The sequence below is a fragment of the Lysinibacillus sp. A1 genome (assembly GCF_000801965.1).
Classification (GTDB): Bacteria; Bacillota; Bacilli; order Bacillales_A; family Planococcaceae; genus Lysinibacillus; species Lysinibacillus fusiformis.
Genome location: NZ_JSZM01000021.1, coordinates 20,718 through 47,189 on the forward strand (window position 1 = coordinate 20,718; position 26,472 = coordinate 47,189).

Genomic DNA, 26,472 nt, shown 5'->3' on the forward strand with positions numbered 1-26,472 from the left:
AGAAAGGAAGTGTAAATATGACGAAATTAATGAAATACCCAAGAAGCTTCCATTTACCATGGAGCAGAAGCTATACCCATGATGACAAGGTTGCTAAAAATGTGAATCATTTTATTGGGAAAGAGGTTGTTGTCACTGAAAAGTTAGATGGAGAAGGGACAACGCTGTACAAGGACTATATGCATGCTAGAAGCATCCATTCAGCTAACCATCCTTCTAGACATTGGGTCAAAACATTCCATGCTAGTTTTTCTTATCAGATCCCAGATAGTTGGCGATTATGTGGGGAAAACATGTATGCGAAGCATTCTATATATTATCAGGCATTAACAAGTTATTTTTATTTATTTAGTATTTGGAATGAAGATAATATTTGTTTAAGTTGGGATGAGACGGTGGCCTTTGCGGAAAAATTAGGTGTTGAAACGGTGCCTGTTTTATACAGAGGGATTTTTGATGAGCGTAAAATAAAACGAATGTTTACTGGGAAATCAATGTTTGATGGTGAGCAAGAGGGTTATGTCATTCGAAATGCTGGATCCTTTCATTATGAGGACTTCCAATATAATTTGGGTAAATTTGTGCGACCTCATCATGTTCAAACAAGTGAGCATTGGCTACAAGAAGAAGTAATACCTAACCGTTTAAAATAAACGTAATTACATTCATTTATGAAAAGGACTGAGAAAAATGTAATACTTTATAGAATAAATCAACCATCGTATATATGAGGAAGTTGCTAGGCTGCATATCCCTTTCATCTAGGGATTACAGGTTCGATTCCTGTCATCCTCCATCCAAAAAAGAACTCCCGTCACTAGTACGAGAGTTCTTTTATATTATTTAGTGTAATTATCGAAATATCCTTGAATATAAATCATAGGAGTTCCTTTGTCCCCTGAACCGGATGTTAAATCAGATAGAGAGCCGATAAGGTCAGTTAAGCGGCGCGGTGTTGTTCCTTGTGCAGCCATTTGACCTGTTAAATCTTCATCTTTATTTTGAATGTATTCAGAAATAGCAGCTTTTAACTCTTCTCCTCGAAGATCAGCAAAGTCATTATCTGCTAAATATTTTAATTTAACCTCGTTAGGAGTTCCATTTAATCCGGCTGTGAAGGCTGGAGAAACAACAGGATCTGCTAACTCCCAAATCTTACCCACAGGATCTTTGAATGCACCATCTCCGTAAATCATAACTTCTACAGTTTTTCCTGTAGCTTCTTTGATTTTAGCTTGGATACCGTCAACAATCGGCTGGCAAGTATGTGGGAACAACTTAATACTATCTTCTGTAGCTTTGTTAGAGCCAAGTAGTCCATATTCAGCATTGAAACCAGAACCATTGATGGATTCAGCTAAAATATTATCAAGGCTGTAAACTTTTTCAGCACCGTTTGCTGTTAAAATGCGCTTTGTGCGGAAACGTGAGTGAATATCACATGCTAGAACACTCTTTGTATAATCTAAAATTGTTTTTGGGTTATTGGAGAAGATGACCTCACATGTAGCCCCTTCTGCTTCAATTAATTCTTTATAGTATTCAATATAATCTACACCAGTAAATGTATGCTTTTTATAGCCGAAATGCTCGCGGAATTCCACTTCATTTAATGTATCTGTCCAAGGATTAATGCCTTTTACATCTAACTCATCGATATCGACAAGATGATTACCAACTTCATCAGATGGGTAGCTTAGCATTAAGACAACCTTTTTAACGCCCTTAGCAATACCACGTAAACAGTTAGCAAAACGATTTCGACTTAAAATAGGGAAAATAACTCCTACAGTATCATTGCCAAATTTCGCGGCCACGTCCACAGCGATATCATCAATTGTTGCGTAGTTCCCTTGTGCACGTGCTACTACTGACTCAGTTACGGTCACAATATCTCGATCCTCAATAGCGTAACCTTCTACTTTCGCAGCATTTAACACCGTATCTACAACGATTTGTTCAATATGATCGCCTTCGTTAATAATAGGACCACGAAGACCTCTTACAACTGTACCGATTACACGTTCCAACTTAATCTCTCCTCATTTAACTTTCGTAAAGTGATGTAAAATCCATATGGTTTTACTATACGCCTCACTCATGATATAAGTAAAATTAATAGTTCATATACTAGCTATAAGAGGTGCTTATATGATAGGGAAATTAGATTTATACCGTGTTTTTAGTGTTGTAGCTAAAAATAATAGCTTTTCAAGAGCCGCCAAGGATTTATATATGACTCAACCTGCTGTTAGTCAAGCGATGATGCAACTGGAAAAGGAGCTGGGTACACGTCTTTTTAATCGAACGCCTAAGGGGGTCACTTTGACAACAGAGGGCAGTCTGCTATTTGAATATACAAATTCGGCTTTAGGACTATTAGATGCGGGTGAAGAAAAGTTATTAGAATTTAAAAATTTAACAACTGGGCAACTAAAGATTGGCGTAGGAGATACGATTTCACGTTTTTTCCTTATGCCTTATTTAGAAGCATTTCATACGATGTATCCGAATATTAAGTTGGAAATGCTAAATGGTACTACCTCTGAAATTTGCAATTTTATTAAATCGGGTGAGGTGGATATCGGTTTTTGTAATTTTCCTATAGAGGATTCGACATTACAGTTAACGGTATGTACGGATATTCAAGATATTTTTGTCTGTGGGGAGAAATATAAGACACTGGCTTCTAAAAGTTTAAGCTATGAGGATCTGTTAAAATTCCCGCTTATTTTCCTAGAGAAAAAATCTAATTCACGCAAATATGTAGAGGATTTCTTACTATCCAATGGGGTTCATATTGAACCTGAGTTTGAGTTAGGTTCACATGATCTTGTATTAGAATTTGCCCGTAGTAATCTCGGAATCGCATGTGTTACAAAAGAGTTTTCAAAGGATTATCTCCACCGAGGGCTTCTATACGAATTATCTTTAAATGGGAAAATTCCGCCAAGGAGTATAGGTATGTGCTTTTTAAAGACCGTACCCCTTTCTCGAGCGGCGACCAAATTTGTCGAAATCATTGAACATAAACGTTTTAATACTAGAAGAACCATCAAAAAAGCTTAGCGACGAGAAAAGTCAGCTAAGCTTTTTTTTGATAATGCTTCAATTAAAATATCGACATTCCGCTTATTTTTCATAGTTGGCGAACAAAGATAAGAAAATGTCCGCATAAAATGCTGTCCTTCAAGGGAGAGAATCGCCATATCACCATTTTTCAACTCACGCTCAATGACACACGCAGACAGTAGGGAAAGCCCAAGTCCTTGCATAACGCTTTCTTTAACGCCCTGATTACTGCTAATGGTTAACAGTGATTGAACCAGTAAACCATTAGCTCTAAATAAATGATCTAAATAATAACGTGTGCCGGAGCCTTCCTCACGCGCAACCCAGCTTTGCTGTTGAAGCTTGTCCGCAGAAATTGGCTGTTGCTTTGTCAGTGGATGATTACTTGCACTGACAATAAACAGCTCATCCTGCATAAATGGCTTTATCAAAAGTTCATTGTCGTGTGCCTGTCCTTCTATCAGGCCAATATCAACTTGCAATAATTTTGTATATTGAATGATTTCTTTCGTATTACCAATAATAATTTGAAGCTCAAGTTGTGGGAAGCGTTGTTGCAAGCTAGCGATAATGGGAGGCAATATATATTCTCCAATGGTAAAACTAGCACCTATGACAAGTGTCCCTTGAACTTCTTGATGATAGGCTGCAATGTCATCCTTAGCTGCCTCAGTGATAGCCATAATCTGCTTAGCCCGTTTATAGAGAATTTCACCAGTTGGTGTAATTTGTACAGATTTTGGTGAACGAATAAATAAAGTAGTTTGTAATTCCTGCTCAAGGTTTTTAATGTGTAAGCTGACACTTGGTTGTGAAATATGAAGTATTTCTGAGGCCTTTGTAAAATTATTGACCTCTACCAGTGTGATGAACGTTTTTAAAGCCTCATATTGCATATCTACACCTCTGTAATTAGAAATATTAATAATAACTATTATATATATGTATTTTACTAATCATGAGCTTTTTAATAAAGTAGAAATCAACAAAGGAGAAAGAAGTGAACATCATGATTAATGGACAGAGCAAAGGGAAATACGCACTTCATCCAAACTTTCTAAAGGGACTATTACTAACACTCTTTATAGCCTTAGTTGCAAAATATATTGCTACTTTTCCTTTCTTTTCAATATTGGGGCAATTGGTCATTGCTATTATATTAGGGATGGCTTGGCGTGCAGCATTTAAAGTACAGGATTCCTGGCAAGTTGGAATTGCATTTTCCAGTAAGAAGCTATTACGATTCGGTATTATTTTATTGGGGATGCGTTTAAATTTAGCTGATATTTATCACGCTGGAGCCAATGTTTTTTTGATTGCCGTCATTAATTTATTATTTGCATTAATCGTAGTGTACGGTCTTACAAAAATTTTTCAAGTGGATCAAAAGCTAGGGATACTAACGGCTTGTGGAACCGCCATTTGTGGAGCTGCTGCTGTAGTGGCAATCGCACCTCAAATTAAAGCAAATGAAAAGGAAACCGCTGTGGGGGCAGCCATTGTTGCGTTATTAGGAACGGTATTTACACTTGTTTATACAGTGCTTTATGCTGTTATGAATTTAACGCCAACAGAGTATGGCATTTTCGCAGGTGGTACCTTACATGAAATTGCTCATGTAATTGCCGCTGCATCTGCAGGTGGAAATGAAGCCATTGATATAGCGGTCATTGTAAAGTTAACACGGGTCGCATTGCTTGTACCAGTAGCCATTATAATCGGTATTTTCTATCGAAGAACGGCTAAAGGGGAAGAGAAAAAACCATTTTCATTGTCAATCATACCGTGGTTTATAGTAGGTTTTTTGGCAATGAGTGCGATTAATTCATTAGGTATTATACCAGCTTATGTGGCGCAAGCCCTTGTAAATATTGCTTACATTTTGATTGCTATGGCGATGGCTGGTCTTGGGTTAAATGTTGAGATTAAAACGTTTAAGGAGCTTGGAGTAAAGGCATTTGTTGCTGGTTTAATTGGTTCAGTTTGTCTATCCGTGTTAGGCTATTTTCTTGTTATTTTTTTAGCATGATGATGAAAAATATCTCCCTGTATATTAGGACTAATCATTTATTAAAAGATGCTGTACAAACTATCTTAATGAAAAAGACCCTGCATTGTATGTCAACATGCAGGGCTTTTTAGATAGAATCAGAAGATCATGTATAAATATTTAGTGTGTTTATGAACGTAATGCTTCAATGGAAGTTGCTAATTCAGCAACTACTATTTTGCTACCGATAATTGGGCTATCCGTTTTTTCCCCTTCAGAGCCTGAACTTGGACGGTGATGGGCTGCAGCAAATGCATCGCTATTACGCCATGCTTGGAAATGCTCCTTGGATTCCCAATACATATTAACACTCATTTCGTCATAAGTAGGATCATCAGTTGAAATTAATACCTCTACTTTATGGAAGCCTTCAAATTGTTGTAGAGGACCTGGTTTTGTAAAGTTTGGAGCCATTCTTGCTGCAAAACCTGGCTTCACTTGAATACGATTTGTAACAATGATCATGCTTTTCCCCCCTTATTTTCATTTACTAGGTTTTTGAATGAATTATCACTGATTATCATTCGCAATCAATGATAAGTGGCTGAGGAAGACATTGTCAATAGAAGTCCTCAATATATTCTCATCGTAAGTAAACTTCTGCTTATATGCTGACATTTAACTGACATAATCCGGTGCTATAATAAACATAAGAGCTAGTTAGTCGCGAGGTGAACAAAAATGGCGCATATATTAGTAATAGAAGACGAATATGCAATTAGCCAGGTGTTAAAAGTTTATTTAAAAAAGGTCGGCTATGATGTAACACAGTGCTTTAGTGGTGGTGAGGCTTTAGATAAATTTATTGAGACTCAACCAGATTTAGTGTTACTAGATATTATGCTGCCTGAGAAAAATGGTTGGATTATTTTAAAGGAAATTAGAGAATACAGTGCTTGTCCTATTATAATGTTAACTGCTTTAGGCGAGGTTAATTACCGTTTAGAAGGATTTGACCAAGGAGCAGACGATTATATTCCAAAGCCCTTTATTGCAGATGAAGTTGTTGCGAGAGTGAAGGCCGTTTTAAGACGGGCTGAAGGAAGCACCGATTCATCCTCTTTAAAGCGTTACGGTTCTCTCGAAATTGATAGGAAGGCACATAGAGTGTTTCTAAGAGGGAAGGAAATACTATTAACGCCTAGAGATTTATCGGTGCTTTTATTTTTAGCTGACCATCCGAACCAAACATTTACGCGTGATCAGCTTATTGATCATGTTTGGGGCTGGGAGTATGACGGAAGTGATCGAGCGGTAGACTTAGCAGTGAAACGGCTTCGCAAAGCGTTGATGGATTGGGATGAAACAGAGGGCGAAATAAAGACACTACGTGGATTGGGGTATCAGCTGAGTGTTCAAAAGAAATAAAAGAATATCTTTACTTCAATATTGGACAAGCCGTTACTTACTTACACTATTTATAGGTTTAGCTATAATTTCCTTGATTTCGGCAGCTTGGATTCGCCATACGACGTTTGAAAATCGACTAGAGATGATGGAGTTTTTAGCGGATGAGACGGTCTATCGTTTAACCGATAATTCGGGACTCAATAATGGGCCGTTTAACGGTATTCCTGGTTTCATTGGGGATCGGGAACGTTTTACTATGAGAGAAATTGATCCTATCCTGTATGTAGTCGATACAAAGGGCAATATCATAACAAGTAACCGCCCTGTACCACCAGGCAGTGCTAAAAATGTAGAGAGTATGTTAGATGGTGAAGAAGGTACAAAGGAATTAACGATAGGATTAGAGCCTGTTCAATATGTGGTCAAAAGAAAAATAGAAAATAGTCAGGAGCTAATTGGCTGGGTGCTAGTAGTGGAGAAGAAAGAAAATTTAACAAGAGTGAATCAAGCCTATGGTCAGCTTGCTATATTGATTGGGGCGTTGGCTTTGTTAGGCTGGGTTGCTATCTATTTTTTATCCAAACGATTAGCACGTCCCATCAAACAAGTAGCAGCAGCAGCAAAACAAGTGCAGGAGGGTAGCTATTCAGTCGATTTACCTCAGGATTGTAAGGAAAAAGAGGTATATGAGCTTGTAACTTCCTTTGAAAATATGGCTCAAAAACTTGAACAGCTGGAGAAAACCAGAACAGAATTATTGGCAGGTGTCACCCATGAACTGAAAACACCGGTCACTTCTATAAGTGGGCTATTACAAGCTGTAAAGGATGGCGTTGTAACAGGACAAGATGCAATGGAATTTATTGATATGGCTGTGATCGAAACAACAAAAATGAAAACAATGGTCGGTGATTTACTTGCTTTTAACCACTTTGCAGTAGATGCGATTCCGGTGAAGCTTGAGACTGTAAATGTCAATCAACTTCTGCGGGAGGCGGTCGCACAGTGGGAAGTAATGCAGGAAGATGACAGTGTGCATGTAAGCTTGCACCTAGTTGATCCTGCCATCCATGTACAGGTAGATATTGTCCGTATTCAGCAAATTATGACGAACTTATTAACCAATGCTAAACAGTCGATGGATATAGGATCTGTAACGCTAACACTTAAAGAGCAAGGGAATACGGTCTCCATTATTGTAACGGATACAGGTCGAGGTATTCCTGTAGAGGATCAGGCATTTATATTTGAGCGTTTTTATAGAGGAGAGAATAAAAAATATGCCATTCGAGGGTTAGGTCTTGGATTACCTCTTAGTAAAATGATGGCACAATCTATTGGTGGTGACTTAAAACTAATCGAAAGTCATGCCACAGGAACTTCCTTTGAATTACTATTGCAAAAAGCTACTACGTCGTAAAGGCGTGGTAGCTTTTTTTATGGGCTTCATGGCAACAACAGGCCAGAAATGATTTGTAAAATATCAGTGAAGAAAATGTAAAGTTGACATCTGCCTGACACAAACGCTCTTTATAGTAAACAGTGTAGACGAGAAACGAGCAAAAAGATGCTTTTGCTATCTTGGGCTTCAGCCGCTTTATGACAATGAAAATTTAGTAGGGAGTGAGATGTATATGCCTATAGTAACCTCATTTAATCCAAATGGTCGTCAAGAAATTAAACAGGCGATTTCCTATCCAGACTATGCGTTATTAAAAGCCAAGCTACAGTATATTATGCAGCTGGACAAGCATGCGGGTGCGGATGGGAAATATGTAATTCGAAGTACGTACTTCGATAATTTTGCGAATAAAGTGCTCAATGAGAAAAAGGAAGGCTATATTAATCGAGATAAATACCGTGTACGAATATACGGTCAATCTAGTGCCATTATCAATCTTGAGCGCAAGAGTAAACGGAATAATTTAACCTTTAAAACGAAGTGTGCAATAGCTCAAGCTGAATATGAAAAAATGCGTCTTGGAGATATTTCATGGATGGAGGAGGATGAGCGAGGACTGATTAGGGACTTATATCAGGAGATGAGTTACAGCCAACTTAGACCAACAACAGTAGTAGATTATGAGCGAGAGGCGTATATTTACCCATTTGGTAATGTGCGAGTAACTTTTGATAGTAAGGTGCAATCCAGCTTACGCAATACAGATATGTTTAATCCAAGCTTACCCATGGTGGATGTACTAGAACAAAACCTAGTGATTTTAGAGGTGAAATATGATGACTATTTACCGGACATCATCAAATATTTACTTCAGTCTGTAGATACACGTGCCGAGGCTTATTCAAAATATCAACTTAGTCGTATGTACGGCTAATAAAAGGAGAACGAACGATGGATACAATTACATTTAGTGATATTTTTAAATCTAATTTTTTAGAAAAAACAACATCTTTTTCATTAATCGATTCAATTATTGGTTTGGTCGTAGCATTTTTCATTGGGCTTTTCATTTACGCAGTTTATAAGAAAACCTTTAACGGAGTGATTTACTCTCATTCATTCAATATTGCATTGCTCATTATGACAATGGCGACAGCACTCGTGATTATGGGGATCAGTTCGAATGTTCTTCTATCTCTTGGTATGGTTGGTGCATTATCCATTGTGCGTTTCCGAACGCCTATTAAGGATCCTATGGATTTAGTTTATATTTTCTGGGCAATTGTTTCAGGTATTTTATGTGGGGCAGGTTTTATTCCTTTAGTCATTATTGGAGCGGTGTTAATTGGTCTTGTGTTGTTAGTATTTGTAAATAAAATTACAGTAGAAAATCCTTATTTATTAATTGTAAAGTTTGAGGAAGAGCTAGCATCTCAAGAGGTGGAGCGAATTATAGCTGCACAAACAAAAAAATTCGCCCTCAAATCGAAGTCGATTATGAACAATGAGGAAATGGAAACTACGTATGAAATTCGCGTCAAACAAAACGATGCTAAACTAATGGATCTACTAACAAAAGTGCCAGGTGTAAAATCTGCCATTATGCTAAGCTATGACGGGAACTTTACAGCATAATGACTGTTTTCACAAAAAGGATTCCAAAGCGAGGTGTCAGTGATGATTAAAACCCGAATTGTCTACCTATGCATGGCAATTCTTCTCCTTCTCTTTGTCGTGATATATGCTGTACTTCCGAATGTAGGCATTGAAACAAAGAATACCGAGTTCTCTTATGAGAATATAATTTTTAATAAAAACAAAGTTACTACAGTCGATATCGAGATAGCCGAGGAAGATTGGGCTGACATGCTGGAAAATGCGGCAGATGAAGAGTTAAAACAGGCAGATATTACAGTAAACGGCAAGAAAATTGAGAATGTGGCTATACGCACTAAAGGAAATTTAACGTTACGATCAGTCATCAACAGTGACTCAGATCGTTATAGCTTAAAAATTGATTTTGATTATTATGATGATACTCAAAGCTTATATGGCTTGAAAAAGTTAAATTTAAATAATAATTATAGTGACTCTACATTAATGCGAGAGTATATATCCTATGAATTAATGGAGCAAATGGGCTTACCAACGCCAGCACATTCCTATATGTATGTCACCGTAAATGGTGAGGAGCGTGGTTTGTTTTTAGGCGTAGAAGCAGTGGATGAAACGTTCCTAGCTAATAACTATGGCTCCAATAATGGCTTTTTATTTAAGCCAGATGGGACAGGCAGTGATTTAAAATATATAAGTGACGATATGACGGATTATACAGGTATTGGTTTAAAAACAAATAAAGATAATATGGATCAATCCAAATTTGTGGAAATGCTGGATGCTATTAATAATGGTGGAGACATTGAGAAATATTTAGATGTCGATGAAATGCTACGATATTTCGCCGTCAATACGGCACTTGTAAATTTAGACAGTTACCAAGGGAATATGAAGCATAACTATTATTTATACGAACAGAATGGCAAGTTTTCAATTATCCCTTGGGATTACAATATGTCCTTTGGTGGCTTTGGAGCAGGTGGCGGTGGAATGGGAATGGGTACAGAAAATCGTCAAAAGCCAGTGGATGCTTCTAATTCAAAAAGTTCACCAATGGAGAACAATGGACAAACGGATCAAGCGGGTGTGGATAGGCAACAACAGAATGGCCAGTTTAACATGGATATGGGCATGTCAGGAAATCTAATGTCCGAAAGTGCTATTAATTTTAGTGTGACTACTCCTGTCTCTGGCACAACTTTGGAGGAACGGCCACTACTAAATGCCTTACTTTCTAATGAGAAATATCGGGCTCAATATGAAGGCTATTTAAAAGAGTTAACGACGAATTATTTAACAGAGGATTATGTACAATCCATGACAAAAAAATTAGCGGTGCTTTTAACAACCTATGTCGAAGCGGATCCAACTAAATTTTCTACGACGGAACAGTTTTTAGAGGCAGTTGAAGGTGAGAATAGTTTACCAGAGTTTGCAAAGCAGCGCTCCGAATCTATTTTAAAACAGCTCTCTGGGGAGCTCGTTGTGGAAGCATCGACAACCTCTCAGGGAAATATGATGCCGATTCCAAATGAAAATGGAGAAATGAATGCTATGCCTGATAATTTTGATCCGAGTCAGCTACCTGAGAACTTTGATCCATCTCAAGGTCCTCCGTTTAACAAAGAAGGCAATGGACCAGGGAGGGGAGAAGGTCCAAATGGTGGGCCTATGCAGCGCCCCGATGAAAACGGAGCGCCGATGGGCATGCCTGGTGCCAATAATGAAATCGCCGATCCAGCGGCCACTATTGATAAGACTACAGTGATTACCATCATTGCATCCTTAGTATTATTACTCCTTTCACTTCTCTTTGTTTATAGATTTAAGCGTAGAGGCTATTAAAAAATGACCATATCCAAACTTTTGGGTATGGTTTTTGCTTTTTCTCGTGCTAAAATAAAGCATTCTGTTCTTAGGAGTCCTTTTATATGAATGAACAACAGTTTGATAAATATTTGCATATTAAGACCGTGGGAGAACAATATGGTTTCCCAAAGCTTGCTCACTATCACCGTTATGAACCAACCCCTTATATTGGGCTAGAACAATTATTTGCTATCTATGAGATGCCTAACGACCCTGTGTTTATTGATATGGGCTGTGGAAAGGGAAGGGTACCCATTTATGTTCATCATCAATTTCATATCCCAACGATCGGAATAGAGATGGACGCTGGATTTTATGCAGAGGCAGAAGAAAATAAACGAAGCTATCTTCAAAAAAAGCGTTCACATGCACCTATTACATTTATTCATACGATAGCAGAGGCATATGAAATAAAGCCGCGAGATAATGTGTTTTTCTTTTTTAATCCCTTTTCCATTCATATTTTCCGCACGGTTATTCAGAACATTTGGCAATCCTATGAGCAAAAAATGCGAGATATTCATATAATTTTATACTATCCTCCCTATGATTATTTACAGTTTTTACATCAGGGGACACCATTTGAATTGCTCCATGAAGTGCATTTAGAAAATGAAACTAATATGAATGAACGCCTTTGTGTGTTCGAATTAAAGAAAGCATAGGGCAATCGCCTTCATGCTTTTTTCTCTTTTCTAGACTTATTTTCAGGGAAATAATTTATTGAAGATGAAGAACAGCCAAAACCTTATCTTAAAAAAATAAACGCATATGATAGTTTTGTACTACACTATAAACTGAATTGAGAGATAATTCTTAAATAACTAATTATACTGAAAAATCACTCTAGACTAAATATAAAGAATGTTTTACAATGTAAAAGTCATAAATGAATAATATTGTTCTGTTGTTTTTAGGTAGTTATAAATAATTATTTTTGCTATTGAGGAAATGAATTTATTTGTTTATAATTATCAGAAATATCGAATATTTTAGAAATCTTCAGGGGGAATCTAATTATGAAAGAGAGTAAAAAGCTTAAGAAGTTCGGTTCACTATTAGTAGCATCTTCATTACTTGCTGGTGTACTTGCTGGTTGTGGTAACGGAGACGACTCAAGTTCAGGCGGTGGCTCATCATCAGGCGGTGGTTCATCTGATGGCGATACAATTAAAATTGGTGCAAACCTAGAGCTTTCAGGAAATGTAGCATCTTACGGTTCTTCAATCGGTCTGGGCGCAGAATTGGCTGTAAAAGAAATAAATGATGCTGGTGGTATTGATGGTAAGAAGATTGAACTGATTAAAGTAGATAATAAATCCGAAAACTCTGAGGCTACAGCTGCAGCTATTAAACTAGCAACGCAAGATAAAGTAGTAGCAATGCTAGCTCCTGCAACTTCAGGAAATACAGTAGCAACGGTTCAAATTGCCAATCAAAATAAAATCCCGATTGTTACTGGTTCTGGAACTGCCCCAAATATTACGGTAAATGAGGATGGCAGCGTTAACGAATATGCATTCCGTACATGCTTTATTGACCCATTCCAAGGGATTGTGGCAGCTAACTTCGCTTCAGGTGAGCTAAGTGCGAAAAACGTAGCTATTTTTGCTGACAATGCGTCTGATTATGCAAAAGGTTTAGCAAAGTCCTTTAAAGAAACGATTACTAAAAGTGGAGGGGAAATTGTAAAGGAAGAAGCTTATGTAGCGAAGGATACAGACTTCCGTACACAATTAACTAATATTAAAGCAGCGAATCCAGACTTTATCTTTATCCCTGGATACTATGAAGAGGTTGGATTAATTGTTAAACAAGCCCGTGAAATGGGTATTGATGTACCCTTAATGGGGGCTGATGGTTGGGATTCACCAACTTTAGTGGATCTAGCTGGCAAGGATGCATTAAATAATACGTATATTACTAACCACTATTCTGCAGAAGATCCAGACCAAAAAATTCAAGACTTTGTAAAGGCATTTAAAGCGGCAAATGGTGATAAGGCACCTGATGCGTTCAACGCACTTGGATATGACTCTATTTACTACATTGCTGATGCAATTAAACGTGCAGGTTCTACAGATGGAGAAGCTATTAAAAATGAATTAGCTGCAACAAAAGATCTTTCTTTAGTAACAGGTACTTTCTCAGTTGACGAAAACCATAACCCAATTAAAACAGCAACAGTTCTTGAATTTAAAGACGGTAAACAAGTGTTCAACTCTAAAGTTAATCCTTAATGTTTTGTAAGTAAGGGGGAGGCGGGTAAACACGCCTTCCTTTTTTCTGTTTTAGATAACTAGAATAGCAGCATAAAACATAACTTTTTAGTATCGAAGCATGTACAGATTTCTCATTTTTCAGAAAATTCAAAGGAGTGAATGCGTATGGAATGGATACAGCAACTTGTGAATGGTATTTCACTAGGAAGTATCTACGCGTTAATAGCGCTAGGGTATACGATGGTATACGGTATTATCAAGCTGATTAACTTTGCCCATGGTGACGTTTTCATGATTGGTTCATTTATCGGCTTTTACGCAATTGCTAAATGGGAGCTTGGCTTTTTCCCAGCATTATTATTGGCAATGCTCATTTGCGCAATTTTTGGTGTTTTAATTGAACGGATCGCCTATAAACGATTACGAAATGCAACACGTATTGCGGCATTAATTACAGCGATCGGCGTATCGTTATTAATTGAATATACAACGATTTTCTTCAGAGGGGCTCAACCGGCAGCGTATCCTGAAGTGTTCAAAAATAAGTCTTTTGATATTTTAGGCGTACAAATTAGTAGTACCTCTATTTTAATTTTATCAGTCGCAGTTGTACTGATGATTCTTTTACAATTCATCGTACATAAAACAAAAATCGGGAAAGCCATGCGTGCCGTTTCTCATGATGCGGATGCAGCACGTTTAATGGGGATTAACGTTGATAATACAATCTCTGCAACATTTGCAATTGGTTCGGCTTTAGCTGGTGCAGCCGGTGTTATCTTCGGTGTGTATTATACGAAAATTGACCCGTTAATGGGTGTTATACCAGGGGTTAAAGCGTTTATCGCAGCTGTTCTTGGTGGGATTGGGATTATTCCCGGCGCGATGGTCGGTGGTATGTTACTAGGCGTTGTAGAATCTTTAGTAAGTGCGCTTGGCTTCTCTTTATGGAGAGATGCAGCGGCATTCGTTATTTTAATTTTGATTTTAATATTCAGACCATCGGGTATCTTCGGTAAAAATGCCCGTGAGAAAGTGTAGGTGAGCGATTATATGAAAAAGTCTAAAGTTTTCTGGGGCTATGCCGTATTAGCGCTAGTCATCTATGCAGTTGTGCAATTATTGATTACGACCGAAGTCATTGATATGTACTATAAAAATATGCTGATTACGATGTGTATTAACATTATGCTTGCTGTCAGCTTGCATATTGTTATTGGGGTTACAGGTCAATTTTCGATTGGGCATGCTGGGTTCCTAGCAGTAGGGGCCTATGTATCAGCGATTATTACGACGAAACTTATGATGCCATTCCCATTGGCGATTTTATTAGGGGCAGCGGCAGCGGCTGTCGCAGGCCTTATTGTAGGTATTCCGACACTTCGTCTAAAAGGGGATTATCTCGCAATTGCCACTCTAGGATTTGCGGAGATTATTCGTATTATTTTCTTAAATACGGATTATGTTGGCGGTGCTGCAGGGATGCAGGTTAAATATTTATCTAACTGGACGTATGCATTTTTCGGTGTAGTATTAACAATTCTTGTCATCTCCAACTTTACAAATTCGCGTCATGGTCGCGCATGTATTTCTATTCGCGAAGATGAGATTGCAGCAGATGCGATGGGAATTAATACAACTTACTATAAGGTTGTCGCATTTGCGATTGGATCTTTCTTTGCTGGGCTAGCAGGTGCAATTTTCGCCCATAACTTTTACATTATTCAACCGACAACTTTCGGTTTCCTAAAATCATTTGATATTTTAATTTATGTTGTACTTGGTGGCTTAGGAAGTCTTTCAGGTTCCGTGATCGCTGCGGTTTTCTTAACGATCGTATCGACATATCTAGCAAACTTCCCAGAGACTCGTATGATTATTTACAGTTTAGTACTAATTATCGTAATGCTTTATCGACCAACAGGATTAATGGGAACAAAAGAAATTACGGATTTATTTAAGTTTGGTAAAAAAGGAGGTACAAAATAATGACTGGAAACCTTCTTATTAATGTTGAAAACATGGGGATTCAATTCGGCGGTTTAAAGGCAGTACAGGGTGTTAATATGTATCTCAATCAAGGTGAATTAGTGGGATTAATCGGTCCCAATGGTGCTGGAAAAACGACTAGCTTTAATATGCTGACAGGGGTATATACACCAACAGAGGGGACCATCACATTTGGCGGACAGAAATTAAACGGGCTTGCACCTTACCAAGTAACACAAAAGGGAATAAGCCGTACCTTCCAAAATATTCGTCTATTTAAAGAGCTATCTGTTCTAGACAATGTCAAAGTGGCCAACCACTCGCTTGCTAAGCATTCGATGTGGTCATCGATTTTTCGCTTACCCACGCATTTCAAGGGTGAGGCCGAAATGGAGCTTCAATCCATAGAGTTTTTAAAAATCTTTGGTTTAGATGCCTATATGAATGAGTTAGCTAAAAATTTACCATATGGAATGCAGCGACGATTAGAGATTGCCCGTGCATTAGCGGCAAATCCAAAGCTATTATTATTGGATGAACCAGCTGCCGGGATGAATCCACAGGAAACGCATGATTTAATGGAATTAATTGCATTTATACGTAAGGAGTTTGGTTTAACGATCTTACTGATTGAGCATGATATGAGCTTAGTAATGGGTATTTGTGAGCGTATTTATGTACTCGATCATGGACAATTAATTGCTGACGGGACACCAGAAGAAGTTCGCAACAATCCAAAGGTAATTGAAGCGTACCTTGGTGAGGAGGTTATCGGCTAATGCTAAAAGTACAAAATATAGATGTTTATTATGGTAACATTCAAGCATTGAAGGGCCTCTCTTTAGAAGTAAATGAGGGTGAAATTGTCACATTAATCGGTGCAAACGGTGCTGGGAAAAGTACATTGTTAAAAACATTGTCAGGCTTATTAAAACCAAAAGGTGGCATTATTGAATACGAAGGCTTCTCTATAGCGGGGAAAGCAGCTCAAACTATTGTTAAATCGGGGATTTCCCACGTTCCAGAAGGACGTCGTGTTTTTGCCAATATGTCTGTAGAAGAAAATTTAGAGCTTGGTGCCTATTTGCGCAATGACAAAGCAGGAATTAAAAAAGATATGGACCATGTTTTTGAGTTATTCCCTAGACTATTGGAGCGTCGTAAACAGCTATCAGGAACATTGTCTGGTGGGGAACAGCAAATGCTTGCGATGGGTCGTGCCTTAATGGCAAAGCCCAAATTGCTATTAATGGATGAGCCTTCAATGGGGCTCGCACCGCTAATGGTTAAAAATATTTTCAATATTATTGAACAGGTAAATAAAGAGGGGACAACAGTATTGCTTGTTGAGCAAAATGCCAATATGGCACTGTCTGTCGCTAACCGTGCATACGTGCTCGAAACAGGGCGCATTGTTTTATCTGGTTCCGCTAAAGAGCTTCAAGAAAGTGAAGAAGTAAAAGCAGCTTATTTGGGTGGTTTATAATGGAGAGGGGCGTCTCAACAAGGAGAGGCCCTTTTTCGTTGTTCTTCCTACTGAATAATCGAAGGTAGCATTTTACTATTCATTTTTGGTATGGTGGAAAAAAGGAGTGATGTTTTTTGAACTATTCAGCACAATATTTTATTCAACAACTAAATCTAGCCGAACATCCTGAAGGAGGCTATTATATTTCTTCATTTCGGGCTGCAGAAGACATTGCAGTAAGAGATGTTCAGAGACCTATTTATACGAGTATTTATTTCTTACTTCGCTCACAGGACATTTCACATCTGCATCGTTTGCAGTCAGATGAGCTATGGTATTACCATGCCGGTAGTCCGCTTACAGTCCATATGATTTTTCCAGATGGAACATATGAAGCGAAGAAGCTTGGCTTGAACGTAGAAGCAGGGGAGATACCACAAATTGTGGTCCCTAAAAATACGATATTTGGATCATCGGTGGAGGAAGCAGATACGTTTAGTTTAGTGGGATGTATGGTTGCCCCAGGCTTTGACTTTGATGATTTCGAATTGTTTACACAGGACGAGCTTTTAGCAGATTACCCTCAGCATGAGGCTGTAATTCGTAAAATGGCCTACCAAACGATTAAATAAAAAATATGCCGTCTCATTCATTGTGAGGCGGCGTTGTTTGTTTACCATAAAATTTCTTCCGGATAGCTAAGCTGCATTTGTATTGCGTGGAGAGGTTGTTTCGTGGCAATCGCGGCTTCCATGAGGTGTGATTTAAGTGCTACATATTCATGATCCTCTACAAGTAAGCGTAATGCAAATGCTCCTAGCTGAGCTTTACGTTCTTCTTTATTTAATTGGATATATGCTAAATTCAGAACATCCACATACTGTGTGGCGAAAAGGAAGGTTAAAGGGCTTTTTGCCTGTAGCATTGTTAAAAAGACTCCATAATCCTCTTCATTCACTTCCTGTTCTAAACAATCCGCAATAGCAGCTTGAAATTTACGAATCGTCGCTATCTCATGATTCCAAATAGATGCATTATTTAATGTCAGGTGAAGATCAATGAAATCGTTTAAAGCGATAGCGCTAAAGATAATTTCAGGCCAAAGGATATCTGTAGCGAAATAGATGTTTTTATTGGGGAAAATCAGTTCATGTTGTGTGAGGGTGTTCTTGTTAACACCGTTACTCACAAACTCTAGTTGGTGTTCCCCAAGCATAGCATGTCTCAGTTTATAGCAAACGCTTAAAATACGGAGTCGGGGACCTTGATAATCATAGTATTTATTGGCATCACCAGTTACTTTGTAAATAGCGTTGATCAGCTCATCTAAATCCCAAAAATCTCCGCAAATTTGTACACCTGTTAACTGCTCTGTGCTTTGAATGGAAATCATCGTCCTCGCCCTCCTCTAATACTTATTTTGGTGTGTAATTTAGTAGTTTGAATAGCTCTGCCTGCTCTTTATCAGTTAGGTCTCGCCATTGGCCTACTTTTAAATTTCCAAGCTTAATATTCATAATACGAATACGCTGTAGACGCTTTACCGAGTAGCCAAGAGCTGAACACATCCGGCGTATTTGACGATTTAAGCCTTGCTCCAAAATGATTTTAAAAACTTTGTCTGATATCTTTTCAACATAACAAGGTAAGGTCGTGGTATCTAGAATATCTACACCTGCGCCCATCTTGTTAATAAATTGCTCTGTTATAGGTTTATCTACTTGAACAATATATTCTTTTTCATGATGGTTTTCAGCGCGAAGAATTTTATTGACGATATCGCCATCATTAGTTAATAACAATAGCCCCTCCGATTCCTTATCGAGACGCCCAATATGAAAAATTCGTAAAGGATGATTTACAAAATCAACGACATTGCCTTTTATATGGCGTTCCGTTGTGCTTGTTATGCCGACCGGCTTGTTTAAAGCTATATAGACAAGCTTTTGTTCTTTCTTTACCTCTTTTCCATCAACGCAAACAATGTCCCCATTCTCAACCTGACTTCCAACTGTCGCAGGTTCGCCGTTAATTGTAACTTTTCCTTCGGCTATCCACTTATCAGCGCCACGACGCGATATAATGCCTGTTTCACTTAAATATTTATTAATACGCATATTGTTCTCCTAAATCTAATATTATTTTTAAGTATACCTTAACGTTATACAAACCGTGAATTCTATATACTTTTCTAGTAAAAATAAATTGCTTGAAAAATTTTTTAAAAAGTTGAAATTATTATTTGTTTCTGACAATATATTAGATGAGAGGATCTCTATGAAAATATTGTTATTTCGCTATAAAATAATGTTTTTTGTAGATAGTCTCATTAAATTGTGTAAAGGGGAGAAGTAAAATGGTTTATGCATTTCCAAACACTGAAGGATCGGTCGTTCAATTCAAACAGAAATATGATAATTATATTGGTGGCGAATGGACACCTCCAGTGAAGGGTCAATACTTTGATAATGTCACTCCTGTTACTGGACAAGTTTTTACACAAGTAGCACGTTCCACAGCTGAGGATATTGAACTGGCACTTGATGCAGCACATGCTGCTAAAGATGCGTGGGGAAAAACATCACCGACAGAACGTGCAAACATTTTACTTAAAATTGCGGACCGTATCGAGCAAAATTTAGAAAAGCTAGCCGTTGCCGAAACATGGGATAACGGAAAGGCGGTACGTGAAACTTTAAATGCAGATATCCCTCTTGCCATTGATCATTTCCGTTACTTTGCTGGAGCTTTACGTGCTCAAGAAGGCTCTGTAAGCCAAATCGATAACGATACAGTTGCTTATCATTTCCATGAGCCAATAGGGGTAGTGGGCCAAATTATACCTTGGAACTTCCCGTTATTAATGGCTGTATGGAAGCTTGCGCCAGCACTAGCTGCTGGAAACTGTGTCGTATTAAAACCTGCAGAACAAACACCAGCATCCATTATGGTGCTTGTGGAACTAATAGAAGATTTATTACCATCAGGTGTCATTAATATTGTGAATGGTTTTGGTTTAGAGGCTGGGAAACCGCTTGCATCTAATCCACGTATCGGTAAGATTGCTTTCACTGGTGAGACGACAACTGGTCGTTTGATTATGCAATACGCGTCTCAAAACCTAATCCCAGTTACATTAGAGCTTGGTGGTAAATCACCTAATATCTTCTTTGAGGATATTATGGATAAGGACGACGAATTTTTAGATAAAGCAGTGGAAGGCTTCGTTTTATTTGCTCTGAACCAAGGGGAAGTATGTACATGCCCTTCCCGTGCAATTATTCAAGAATCTATTTATGATAAATTTATGGAACGTGTACTACAACGAGTAGAAGCTATTAAAGTTGGTAATCCGCTTGATCCAAACACAATGATGGGAGCACAGGCTTCAAGCGAGCAGATGGAAAAAATCCTTTCTTATTTAGATATCGGTAAGCAAGAAGGTGCAGAATGTCTAATCGGTGGGGAGAAAAATAATGTAGGAGAAGGCTTTGAAAATGGCTACTACGTTAAACCAACTGTCTTTAAAGGCCATAATAAAATGCGTATTTTCCAGGAGGAAATTTTTGGTCCTGTTGTAGCTGTTACTACGTTTAAAACGAAAGAAGAGGCATTAGAAATTGCGAATGATACACTGTATGGCTTAGGTTCAGGTGTTTGGACAAGAGATATTAATACAGCATATCGCTTCGGTCGTGAAATAGAGGCAGGTCGTGTTTGGACAAACTGCTACCATGCTTATCCTGCACATGCTGCATTCGGTGGCTACAAAATGTCAGGAGTTGGGCGTGAAAATCATAAAATGATGCTATCTCATTACCAACAAACGAAAAATTTATTAGTTAGCTATAGTGAAAATAAACTTGGTTTCTTCTAATCCATAGGGAGGTGCATGAGCGTGATTGAACGTGTATTAGCCACGGCAGAAGCGCTGGCACTCATCGAGCTATTAAAAGAGAAACATGGGCCTGTTATGTTTCATCAATCAGGCGGGTGCTGTGATGGTTCTTCCCCTATGTGTTATCCGGACGGAGACTTACTATTAGGTGATCAGGATATATGTTTGGGCGAAATAGGTGGAGCTCCATTTTATATGCATAAAAATCAATATGATTATTGGAAACATACTCAAATCATACTGGATGTAGTGGAAGGTAGAGGTGGGATGTTTTCATTAGAGGGCGTTGAAGGAAAACGTTTTTTAACAAGATCGAGAGCCTTCACATCAGAGGAGTTACAGGAGCTAGGATTAATTTAACGAGTCATTTGTACAGCGGCAAAAACTTTGCCGCTGTCTTTTTGCATTAATTTTTAGAAAAAAGGGTATGTAAAGCTATATTGTTAGACGAATTTCGTAAAAATAAAAATAGCTGTAAACGTTCTTTTAAGGTCACGGTAAATATTAATTTCCGAGTGGTTTTTGCAATCAACAGTAGTTCCTCCTTTCGTATTTGTTTAATATTTCCTATTAAATCAAAAAAATGGGGTAACATATATTAAATTAAGTTTACTTTTTATGTTAATTGTTACAAATGGGATGAATCTTTCTCGCATTATGTAACGTAAAATGGGTAAAGGAGCGTGCTAAATATGGATTACTTGATGATAGAAAATCAATTTACAAATACGGTAGAAGATGTTTCGAAGGCTGCGGGATGGACAGTGGATCGTAAAATTGTTTTAGCTATAGCTAGTACGTTTGTTGCGTCAGGGAAAACATTTGATGCGGTCCAATACAAACATATTTTACAGGAAATGAAGAAGCAATCCTCGTGGATGTCTCCCTTAAGAACTACGGTAGGCTATAGTATAGCTGCTAATTTAATGGAGCATGCGGATGCTGAAAAAGCAGTAATGAATTTATTAACGAATGTGAATGCATTAAAGGAAGCGAAATTTAGAAGCGGTAACTTTAGTTATATTGCAGCTCAGTTTTTGACAGAGGACGAAAAGGATAAAAACGCGCATGCATATGCAGCTAGAGCTTTATTTGATGCCATTCGTAAACATCATCCATTTTTAACATCCTATGAAGATATTCCATACACTGTGTTACTAAGTAGTCCATCTGATGATGTGGAAGTACGTGCGGAAACGATGAATCGCTATTATAAAGAGTTACGAACATATAATTTTAATACAGGGAATGAGCTGCAATGGTTGTCACAAGTATTAACCTTCCTATCTCCACAATTTGATCGTCAACTAGTTCCCAATGTCGTGACCATTCGAGATACGCTAAAAAATCAAGATGTCAAAGTAAAGGCCATGCATTATCCCTTACTTGGATTTTTAGCCTTACTAGATCTTACTCATCACCAATTGCAAGAAGTTATACATTTATATCATGAATTAAAGGATTTAAAATTATTAAAATGGCATCGTGAATTTGTTCTCTTTATGGCTGTACAAATCGCCATTTATGATATGGCGAAAGTACAAAAATCACTGTCTATGACGATTATGTCATCTATTGAATTATTAATTCAAGCTCAGCATGCTGCAATGATAGCGGCAGTTAGTGCAGCCGCTATTGCATCGAGTTCGAGCTCTTCGTGATAGAATGAGGGAGAACAATTATGGGAGGTGCATTTGAAGGATGAAGGAAACAAAACTGTGGATTAATGGTCAATGGCAAGATGCAAAGGAAAGCTATGAGCTAAAATCACCATATAGTGGTGAGGTGATTGCTCAAGTGGCAAAGGCATCTATACAAGATGTGGAGAGAGCAATCGATGGTGCACAGCAAGCATTCCTTTCGTTTAAAAAGACGACAGCCTACGAGCGTGCCGAAATTTTATATAAAGTTGTCGATTTAATGCGACAACGAAAAGAAGAATTTGCAGAGATTTTAGCATTAGAGGCAGGAAAGCCTTTGACAGCAGGGTTAGCGGAAATTGATCGTACCATTGCCACCTATCAATTTGCAGCAGAGGGTGCCAAACAACCAAAAGGCGAAACTGTACCGATGGATGCGGCACCTGGAGCAGGAGATCGTATAGGCTGGACAAAGAGAGAGCCATTGGGGGTAATTTCTGCTATTACACCGTTTAATTTTCCGTTTAATTTAGTGGCCCATAAATTAGGACCGGCGTTTGCAGTAGGTAATACAGTTGTTTTAAAGCCGGCAACTCAAACACCATTAAGTTCTCTTGTTATGGCCGAAATTTTCTGTGAAGCAGGTTTGCCAGATGGAGCGTTGCAAATTGTGACAGGAAGTGGTGGAGAGCTCAGCGATACTTTGGTTACACATCCTCACGTCAAAAAGGTGACGTTTACGGGCAGTGGTAAAGTTGGATTAGGTATTAAAGAAAAAGTTGGCTTACGTAAAGTAACTTTAGAGCTTGGTTCTAATGCAGCTGTCATTGTCGAACCATCGACGCCTTTTACTAAAATTATAAGTCGTTGTGTGAGCGGTGCCTTTAACTTTGCTGGACAAGTATGTATTTCTTTACAACGCATTTATGTACATTCTTCTATTATTGATGAATTTACGGAGGCATTTGTTGCGGAAACTAAAAAGCTTGTAGTAGGAGATCCTTTAGATAAAAACACAGATGTAAGTGCTATGATCAACCCGAATGAGGTTGGACGAATTAAAGAGTGGATTGAAGAAGCACAGGCACAAGGAGCAGTTATTGCAACTGGAGGAGTATTTACAGAACGGACGTTAACCCCAACTGTTATGACGAATGTGACGGCTGATATGAAAATTGTTTGTCAGGAAACATTCGCGCCAATCGTCTCAATTGTTTCATATGAAACATTAGATGACGCAATTCGACTTGTCAATGAGTCAGACCTTGGCTTAAATGCAGGTATTTACACGAATGTATTACCAGATGCCTTGTATGCAGCCGACGAATTACAGGCAGGTGCTGTCATTATAAATGATGTTCCGACATTCCGTGTAGATAATATGCCCTATGGTGGTGTGAAGATGAGTGGCTATGGGCGAGAGGGCATTAAATGGGCCATTGAGGAAATGACAGACATGAAATTTATTACGATGAAAAAATCGTTCTAAATTTGCATAAGCTCTTTTTCTACGATACGATGACGAAAGAACATACATGAAGGGAAGTTACAAGAAATATGACAAACAATGCTGTACCCATGAGCCAATCACGTACGGTTCAATCACGTCTCGTATTACCTCCAGACACAAACAATCACAATTCCATTTTCGGTGGAAGAGTGTTAGCTTATATTGATGAAATTGCTGCTATTACAGCGATGAAACATGCGAAGGGACTTGTAGTCACAGCTTCAATAGACTCAGTTGATTTTTTATCGGCTGCCCATGTAGGAGATATTCTTGAAATTGAAAGTATAGTTTCCTCTACAGGACGTTCTTCAATGGAGGTTTATGTTCGCGTTGTTTCCCGCAATATAGAGACTGGTGAGGAAAAATTAACGACAGAATCATTTGTAACCATGGTTGCAGTAAATGAAGAAGGAAAACCGGTACCGGTACCTGCCATTTATCCTGAAACAGATGAGGAAAAACGTTTATTTGAAACAGGGCCTGCAAGACGAGAGCATCGTAAACAAAAGCGTGCATTGCCACATTAAGGTTAAAGGGAGCTTCACCTAAAGCGGTGGGGCTCCCTTTGTTATATTACATATTCAATTCATTAACTACATTAATAAGTGAATCAGATGAAGAGGAAACAAGTGTAGCTCCTTGTGATAGCTCGGTAATTAAATTAGAAATGGCTGAAATGTCTCTAGATGTATGAACATACTGTTGTTGAATGCCAGATACGGCATCAGCTATATCATTAAATGATTTAGATAAGTTTTCTTGCGTATTGACGCTATGTTGAATTTTTTGATCAACATTAATAACTGAATTTGCCATTGTTGTAATATTACTTTCAGTTTCTTTAATGAGATGTGACACATTTTGCACGGCATTTTTCGTTTCTTCAGCAAGCTTTCGTACTTCCTCTGCTACTACGGCGAAGCCTTTGCCATGTTCCCCTGCTCGAGCTGCCTCAATAGACGCATTTAAAGCTAATAAATTTGTTTGATCCGCAATTCCCGTGACAAGTCCTACAATCTCAGAAATTTTTTGAGAGGAGGTACGTAACTGATTCATAGTTACCTCAAGGCTGTTGACACTTTGTAAAATAACTTGGATTAAATCATTTTGCTCTTTCAGCTGATGTTGCCCACGTCTTGATTTCTCCTGTGTATCTGCAACGAAGCTTAATCCCTGTTTGGTTGCCTCTGCAATATCATCCGTTTGCGAGGAAATGACTAACAACGATGCAGCTGTCTCTTCACTAATGGCATTAAGCTCCTCAGCTGTACTTTGAATTGTCGTAACAAGGGCGTTTTTCGTTTGATCAGCGGCTGTTCGAATACGATCTTCCTCTTTTTCGTATGCCTCGATCACAAGCTGTTGCTCAAAATTAATGATTTTGCAAAATGCGTTAATTGCACGAATGGCATCATTCTTTGAGATATCCACTTCATTCACAAAATTTGTGAACGTAGAAGTAAGGGATTGGAAGGATGCTATATACCATTTTGATTGTAAGCCAATTCGAACATGAGTTTCAGCAATGGCTTTTCTTTCAGCGATATAGGCGTCATTAATATGACTTTCAAAAATATCGCTTAAATGCTTATGTAACGTAACTTTTAAACGATCTATATGCGAGGTTCTATTAATAATGTCTACTAAATCTTGGCTCAAGCTAATGGCTGCATAAAATTGCTCCACCATTGCAGGAATTAGATCCTTAGCTAACGGTTGTAGTTGCTTAATAATGGCTAAATCCTCAATTGTTAAATTTAAAAGCTGTAATTGCTTTTGAAGGTTTGGATGACTTAAAACATCTAATTGTACATGGCCCTTAAAATTTTCAGGTGTTAATGTAATTGAGTAGCTGGAACTGCTGTTTTTTGAAAACCAACTCATTATTGTTTGCTCCATTCTTAATATCCATAATAATTGTGAGTAAAATGCACTTCTGAATTTGCTAGGTCTGTAAATTTGATAAATAATTGGTATTAAATCTATTTTACTATTATTTGCTGAATATTTGGTTAAAAATTTGGTTATTTCTTTATTTTTTTACTTTATTGGCAGTCCGACTAGTGAGGCGAAGTAAATTTGAATTTAAATTGGGAAACCTGTAAAATACGAACTGTTTAAGGAGAGAAAAATTGAACGTGAAAGATTATAGGAGGAGGTATTATATGGAGAAAAAACGCTTTAAATTCGTTATTCCAGTCATGGTCATTGTTGCAATAGGTTCCGTTTACATGCTACGAAACTACTATGCGGAAGTACCACATATTGAACAGCTATTAATTACAATTTGCGCCGCTCTAGGGTCAGGGGTTTTAGCATACTTTTTATTCCCACAGCAGGGTGACAATAAAATTGACGATCGAGGTCCTTACTAATAGTGATAAA

Annotated in this window: 27 protein-coding genes and 1 pseudogene; 21 read left to right on the forward strand and 7 right to left on the reverse strand. The window is 38.0% G+C overall.

Annotated elements, in window-relative coordinates; translation table 11 throughout:
* Positions 1 to 17: 17 nt before the first annotated feature.
* Positions 18 to 653 carry an RNA ligase family protein gene (locus PI85_RS16995; protein ID WP_036121721.1) on the forward strand — a complete coding sequence of 212 codons (636 nt, stop codon included), beginning with the start codon at positions 18 to 20 and terminating at the stop codon, positions 651 to 653.
* Positions 654 to 839: 186 nt separating this feature from the next.
* On the opposite strand, the gene PI85_RS17000 is transcribed toward PI85_RS16995, so the two are convergent.
* Positions 840 to 2,030 (reverse strand): coenzyme F420-0:L-glutamate ligase, encoded by a 1,191-nt coding sequence (locus PI85_RS17000; protein WP_036121718.1) that lies wholly within the window; start codon positions 2,028 to 2,030, stop codon positions 840 to 842.
* Between the two features lie 121 nt (positions 2,031 to 2,151).
* Between PI85_RS17000 and PI85_RS17005 the strand changes: the two genes are divergently transcribed.
* Positions 2,152 to 3,069, forward strand: a complete 918-nt coding sequence (locus tag PI85_RS17005; protein WP_008180625.1) for a LysR family transcriptional regulator — start codon at positions 2,152 to 2,154, stop codon at positions 3,067 to 3,069.
* On the opposite strand, the gene PI85_RS17010 is transcribed toward PI85_RS17005, so the two are convergent.
* On the reverse strand, positions 3,066 to 3,968 hold the full coding sequence (locus PI85_RS17010; protein ID WP_036121715.1) for a LysR family transcriptional regulator: 903 nt from the start codon (positions 3,966 to 3,968) through the stop codon (positions 3,066 to 3,068). The genes PI85_RS17005 and PI85_RS17010 overlap by 4 nt on opposite strands.
* A 113-nt stretch (positions 3,969 to 4,081) precedes the next feature.
* Between PI85_RS17010 and PI85_RS17015 the strand changes: the two genes are divergently transcribed.
* Positions 4,082 to 5,101, forward strand: coding sequence for a YeiH family protein (locus tag PI85_RS17015; protein ID WP_036127468.1), 1,020 nt, complete (start codon positions 4,082 to 4,084; stop codon positions 5,099 to 5,101).
* A 150-nt stretch (positions 5,102 to 5,251) separates the two neighbouring features.
* Here the strand turns inward: PI85_RS17015 and PI85_RS17020 are convergent, their stop codons facing one another.
* Positions 5,252 to 5,587, reverse strand: coding sequence for a heme oxygenase (locus PI85_RS17020; RefSeq protein WP_036121712.1), 336 nt, complete (start codon positions 5,585 to 5,587; stop codon positions 5,252 to 5,254).
* Between the two features lie 216 nt (positions 5,588 to 5,803).
* On the opposite strand from PI85_RS17020, the gene PI85_RS17025 reads away from it, so the two are divergent.
* From PI85_RS17025 to PI85_RS17080, 12 genes are all read left to right on the forward strand, one after another.
* Positions 5,804 to 6,490 (forward strand): response regulator transcription factor, encoded by a 687-nt coding sequence (locus tag PI85_RS17025; protein ID WP_036121709.1) that lies wholly within the window; start codon positions 5,804 to 5,806, stop codon positions 6,488 to 6,490.
* Positions 6,474 to 7,892, forward strand: a complete 1,419-nt coding sequence (locus tag PI85_RS17030) for a HAMP domain-containing sensor histidine kinase (protein WP_036121707.1) — start codon at positions 6,474 to 6,476, stop codon at positions 7,890 to 7,892. The genes PI85_RS17025 and PI85_RS17030 overlap by 17 nt, the downstream gene beginning before the upstream one ends.
* Positions 7,893 to 8,106: 214 nt before the next feature.
* Positions 8,107 to 8,808: a polyphosphate polymerase domain-containing protein gene (locus tag PI85_RS17035; protein ID WP_036121705.1), complete on the forward strand. Its 702-nt coding sequence runs from the start codon at positions 8,107 to 8,109 to the stop codon at positions 8,806 to 8,808.
* A gap of 17 nt (positions 8,809 to 8,825) precedes the next feature.
* Positions 8,826 to 9,509: a DUF4956 domain-containing protein gene (locus tag PI85_RS17040; protein WP_036121702.1), complete on the forward strand. Its 684-nt coding sequence runs from the start codon at positions 8,826 to 8,828 to the stop codon at positions 9,507 to 9,509.
* Positions 9,510 to 9,551: 42 nt separating this feature from the next.
* A complete protein-coding gene (locus tag PI85_RS17045; RefSeq protein WP_036121699.1) occupies positions 9,552 to 11,336 on the forward strand; it encodes a CotH kinase family protein in 1,785 nt (594 codons plus the stop codon).
* Positions 11,337 to 11,422: 86 nt separating this feature from the next.
* A complete protein-coding gene (locus tag PI85_RS17050; RefSeq protein ID WP_036121696.1) occupies positions 11,423 to 12,025 on the forward strand; it encodes an SAM-dependent methyltransferase in 603 nt (200 codons plus the stop codon).
* Positions 12,026 to 12,379: 354 nt separating this feature from the next.
* Positions 12,380 to 13,600 (forward strand): ABC transporter substrate-binding protein, encoded by a 1,221-nt coding sequence (locus PI85_RS17055; protein ID WP_036121694.1) that lies wholly within the window; start codon positions 12,380 to 12,382, stop codon positions 13,598 to 13,600.
* Positions 13,601 to 13,747: 147 nt separating this feature from the next.
* On the forward strand, positions 13,748 to 14,623 hold the full coding sequence (locus tag PI85_RS17060) for a branched-chain amino acid ABC transporter permease (protein ID WP_012296114.1): 876 nt from the start codon (positions 13,748 to 13,750) through the stop codon (positions 14,621 to 14,623).
* A gap of 12 nt (positions 14,624 to 14,635) precedes the next feature.
* Positions 14,636 to 15,571 (forward strand): branched-chain amino acid ABC transporter permease, encoded by a 936-nt coding sequence (locus tag PI85_RS17065; RefSeq protein ID WP_036121691.1) that lies wholly within the window; start codon positions 14,636 to 14,638, stop codon positions 15,569 to 15,571.
* Positions 15,571 to 16,350, forward strand: a complete 780-nt coding sequence (locus PI85_RS17070; RefSeq protein ID WP_036121689.1) for an ABC transporter ATP-binding protein — start codon at positions 15,571 to 15,573, stop codon at positions 16,348 to 16,350. The genes PI85_RS17065 and PI85_RS17070 overlap by 1 nt, the downstream gene beginning before the upstream one ends.
* The gene (locus PI85_RS17075; RefSeq protein ID WP_025116481.1) at positions 16,350 to 17,057 is read left to right on the forward strand and encodes an ABC transporter ATP-binding protein; all 708 of its coding nucleotides are present in this window, start codon (positions 16,350 to 16,352) and stop codon (positions 17,055 to 17,057) included. Before PI85_RS17070 ends, PI85_RS17075 begins: the two co-directional genes overlap by 1 nt.
* A gap of 116 nt (positions 17,058 to 17,173) precedes the next feature.
* Positions 17,174 to 17,671, forward strand: a complete 498-nt coding sequence (locus tag PI85_RS17080; RefSeq protein ID WP_036121687.1) for a cupin domain-containing protein — start codon at positions 17,174 to 17,176, stop codon at positions 17,669 to 17,671.
* A 41-nt stretch (positions 17,672 to 17,712) separates the two neighbouring features.
* Here PI85_RS17080 and PI85_RS17085 read toward each other — a convergent pair whose 3' ends face one another.
* Both PI85_RS17085 and rluF read right to left on the reverse strand, forming a co-directional pair.
* Complete coding sequence (locus tag PI85_RS17085; protein WP_036121685.1) at positions 17,713 to 18,432, reverse strand: hypothetical protein; 720 nt, start codon at positions 18,430 to 18,432, stop codon at positions 17,713 to 17,715.
* Positions 18,433 to 18,454: 22 nt separating this feature from the next.
* Positions 18,455 to 19,156, reverse strand: coding sequence for a 23S rRNA pseudouridine(2604) synthase RluF (rluF, locus tag PI85_RS17090; protein WP_036121681.1), 702 nt, complete (start codon positions 19,154 to 19,156; stop codon positions 18,455 to 18,457).
* 239 nt (positions 19,157 to 19,395) lie between these two features.
* Between rluF and adh the strand changes: the two genes are divergently transcribed.
* The 5 genes from adh (at position 19,396) to PI85_RS17115 (ending at position 24,614) form a co-directional block, all read left to right on the forward strand.
* Entirely contained in the window at positions 19,396 to 20,916 is a 1,521-nt protein-coding gene (adh, locus tag PI85_RS17095) for an aldehyde dehydrogenase (protein ID WP_036121678.1), read from the forward strand.
* 21 nt (positions 20,917 to 20,937) lie between these two features.
* Complete coding sequence (locus PI85_RS17100; RefSeq protein ID WP_036121675.1) at positions 20,938 to 21,297, forward strand: DUF779 domain-containing protein; 360 nt, start codon at positions 20,938 to 20,940, stop codon at positions 21,295 to 21,297.
* A gap of 332 nt (positions 21,298 to 21,629) precedes the next feature.
* Positions 21,630 to 22,598 (forward strand): DUF4003 family protein, encoded by a 969-nt coding sequence (locus PI85_RS17105; RefSeq protein ID WP_036121671.1) that lies wholly within the window; start codon positions 21,630 to 21,632, stop codon positions 22,596 to 22,598.
* A 40-nt stretch (positions 22,599 to 22,638) separates the two neighbouring features.
* Positions 22,639 to 24,066, forward strand: a complete 1,428-nt coding sequence (locus PI85_RS17110) for an aldehyde dehydrogenase family protein (RefSeq protein ID WP_036121668.1) — start codon at positions 22,639 to 22,641, stop codon at positions 24,064 to 24,066.
* Positions 24,067 to 24,134: 68 nt separating this feature from the next.
* Positions 24,135 to 24,614 (forward strand): acyl-CoA thioesterase, encoded by a 480-nt coding sequence (locus PI85_RS17115; protein WP_025116473.1) that lies wholly within the window; start codon positions 24,135 to 24,137, stop codon positions 24,612 to 24,614.
* A 46-nt stretch (positions 24,615 to 24,660) separates the two neighbouring features.
* On the opposite strand, the gene PI85_RS25250 is transcribed toward PI85_RS17115, so the two are convergent.
* The gene (locus tag PI85_RS25250) at positions 24,661 to 25,443 is read right to left on the reverse strand and encodes a methyl-accepting chemotaxis protein (protein WP_369794269.1); all 783 of its coding nucleotides are present in this window, start codon (positions 25,441 to 25,443) and stop codon (positions 24,661 to 24,663) included.
* A pseudogene (locus tag PI85_RS25255) lies at positions 25,426 to 25,986 on the reverse strand (protoglobin family protein); the annotation flags it as partial. The pseudogene PI85_RS25255 and the gene PI85_RS25250, both read right to left, overlap by 18 nt.
* A 266-nt stretch (positions 25,987 to 26,252) precedes the next feature.
* Here PI85_RS25255 and PI85_RS17125 point away from each other — a divergent pair.
* The gene (locus tag PI85_RS17125; RefSeq protein WP_008180623.1) at positions 26,253 to 26,462 is read left to right on the forward strand and encodes a hypothetical protein; all 210 of its coding nucleotides are present in this window, start codon (positions 26,253 to 26,255) and stop codon (positions 26,460 to 26,462) included.
* Positions 26,463 to 26,472: the final 10 nt, after the last annotated feature.

Excerpts from the sequence above, each read along its gene's own strand:
- PI85_RS17085 (WP_036121685.1), bottom strand. The coding sequence starts at position 18,432 with ATGATTTCCATTCAAAGCACAGAGCAGTTAACAGGTGTACAAATTTGC.
- PI85_RS17060 (WP_012296114.1), top strand. The coding sequence starts at position 13,748 with ATGGAATGGATACAGCAACTTGTGAATGGTATTTCACTAGGAAGTATC.
- PI85_RS17075 (WP_025116481.1), top strand. The coding sequence starts at position 16,350 with ATGCTAAAAGTACAAAATATAGATGTTTATTATGGTAACATTCAAGCA.
- rluF (WP_036121681.1), bottom strand. The coding sequence starts at position 19,156 with ATGCGTATTAATAAATATTTAAGTGAAACAGGCATTATATCGCGTCGT.
- PI85_RS17110 (WP_036121668.1), top strand. The coding sequence starts at position 22,639 with ATGAAGGAAACAAAACTGTGGATTAATGGTCAATGGCAAGATGCAAAG.
- adh (WP_036121678.1), top strand. The coding sequence starts at position 19,396 with ATGGTTTATGCATTTCCAAACACTGAAGGATCGGTCGTTCAATTCAAA.
- PI85_RS17050 (WP_036121696.1), top strand. The coding sequence starts at position 11,423 with ATGAATGAACAACAGTTTGATAAATATTTGCATATTAAGACCGTGGGA.
- PI85_RS17055 (WP_036121694.1), top strand. The coding sequence starts at position 12,380 with ATGAAAGAGAGTAAAAAGCTTAAGAAGTTCGGTTCACTATTAGTAGCA.
- PI85_RS16995 (WP_036121721.1), top strand. The coding sequence starts at position 18 with ATGACGAAATTAATGAAATACCCAAGAAGCTTCCATTTACCATGGAGC.
- PI85_RS17025 (WP_036121709.1), top strand. The coding sequence starts at position 5,804 with ATGGCGCATATATTAGTAATAGAAGACGAATATGCAATTAGCCAGGTG.
- PI85_RS17125 (WP_008180623.1), top strand. The coding sequence starts at position 26,253 with ATGGAGAAAAAACGCTTTAAATTCGTTATTCCAGTCATGGTCATTGTT.
- PI85_RS17015 (WP_036127468.1), top strand. The coding sequence starts at position 4,082 with ATGATTAATGGACAGAGCAAAGGGAAATACGCACTTCATCCAAACTTT.
- PI85_RS17115 (WP_025116473.1), top strand. The coding sequence starts at position 24,135 with ATGACAAACAATGCTGTACCCATGAGCCAATCACGTACGGTTCAATCA.
- PI85_RS17040 (WP_036121702.1), top strand. The coding sequence starts at position 8,826 with ATGGATACAATTACATTTAGTGATATTTTTAAATCTAATTTTTTAGAA.
- PI85_RS17005 (WP_008180625.1), top strand. The coding sequence starts at position 2,152 with ATGATAGGGAAATTAGATTTATACCGTGTTTTTAGTGTTGTAGCTAAA.
- PI85_RS17045 (WP_036121699.1), top strand. The coding sequence starts at position 9,552 with ATGATTAAAACCCGAATTGTCTACCTATGCATGGCAATTCTTCTCCTT.
- PI85_RS17070 (WP_036121689.1), top strand. The coding sequence starts at position 15,571 with ATGACTGGAAACCTTCTTATTAATGTTGAAAACATGGGGATTCAATTC.
- PI85_RS17020 (WP_036121712.1), bottom strand. The coding sequence starts at position 5,587 with ATGATCATTGTTACAAATCGTATTCAAGTGAAGCCAGGTTTTGCAGCA.
- PI85_RS17010 (WP_036121715.1), bottom strand. The coding sequence starts at position 3,968 with ATGCAATATGAGGCTTTAAAAACGTTCATCACACTGGTAGAGGTCAAT.
- PI85_RS17065 (WP_036121691.1), top strand. The coding sequence starts at position 14,636 with ATGAAAAAGTCTAAAGTTTTCTGGGGCTATGCCGTATTAGCGCTAGTC.
- PI85_RS17035 (WP_036121705.1), top strand. The coding sequence starts at position 8,107 with ATGCCTATAGTAACCTCATTTAATCCAAATGGTCGTCAAGAAATTAAA.
- PI85_RS17105 (WP_036121671.1), top strand. The coding sequence starts at position 21,630 with ATGGATTACTTGATGATAGAAAATCAATTTACAAATACGGTAGAAGAT.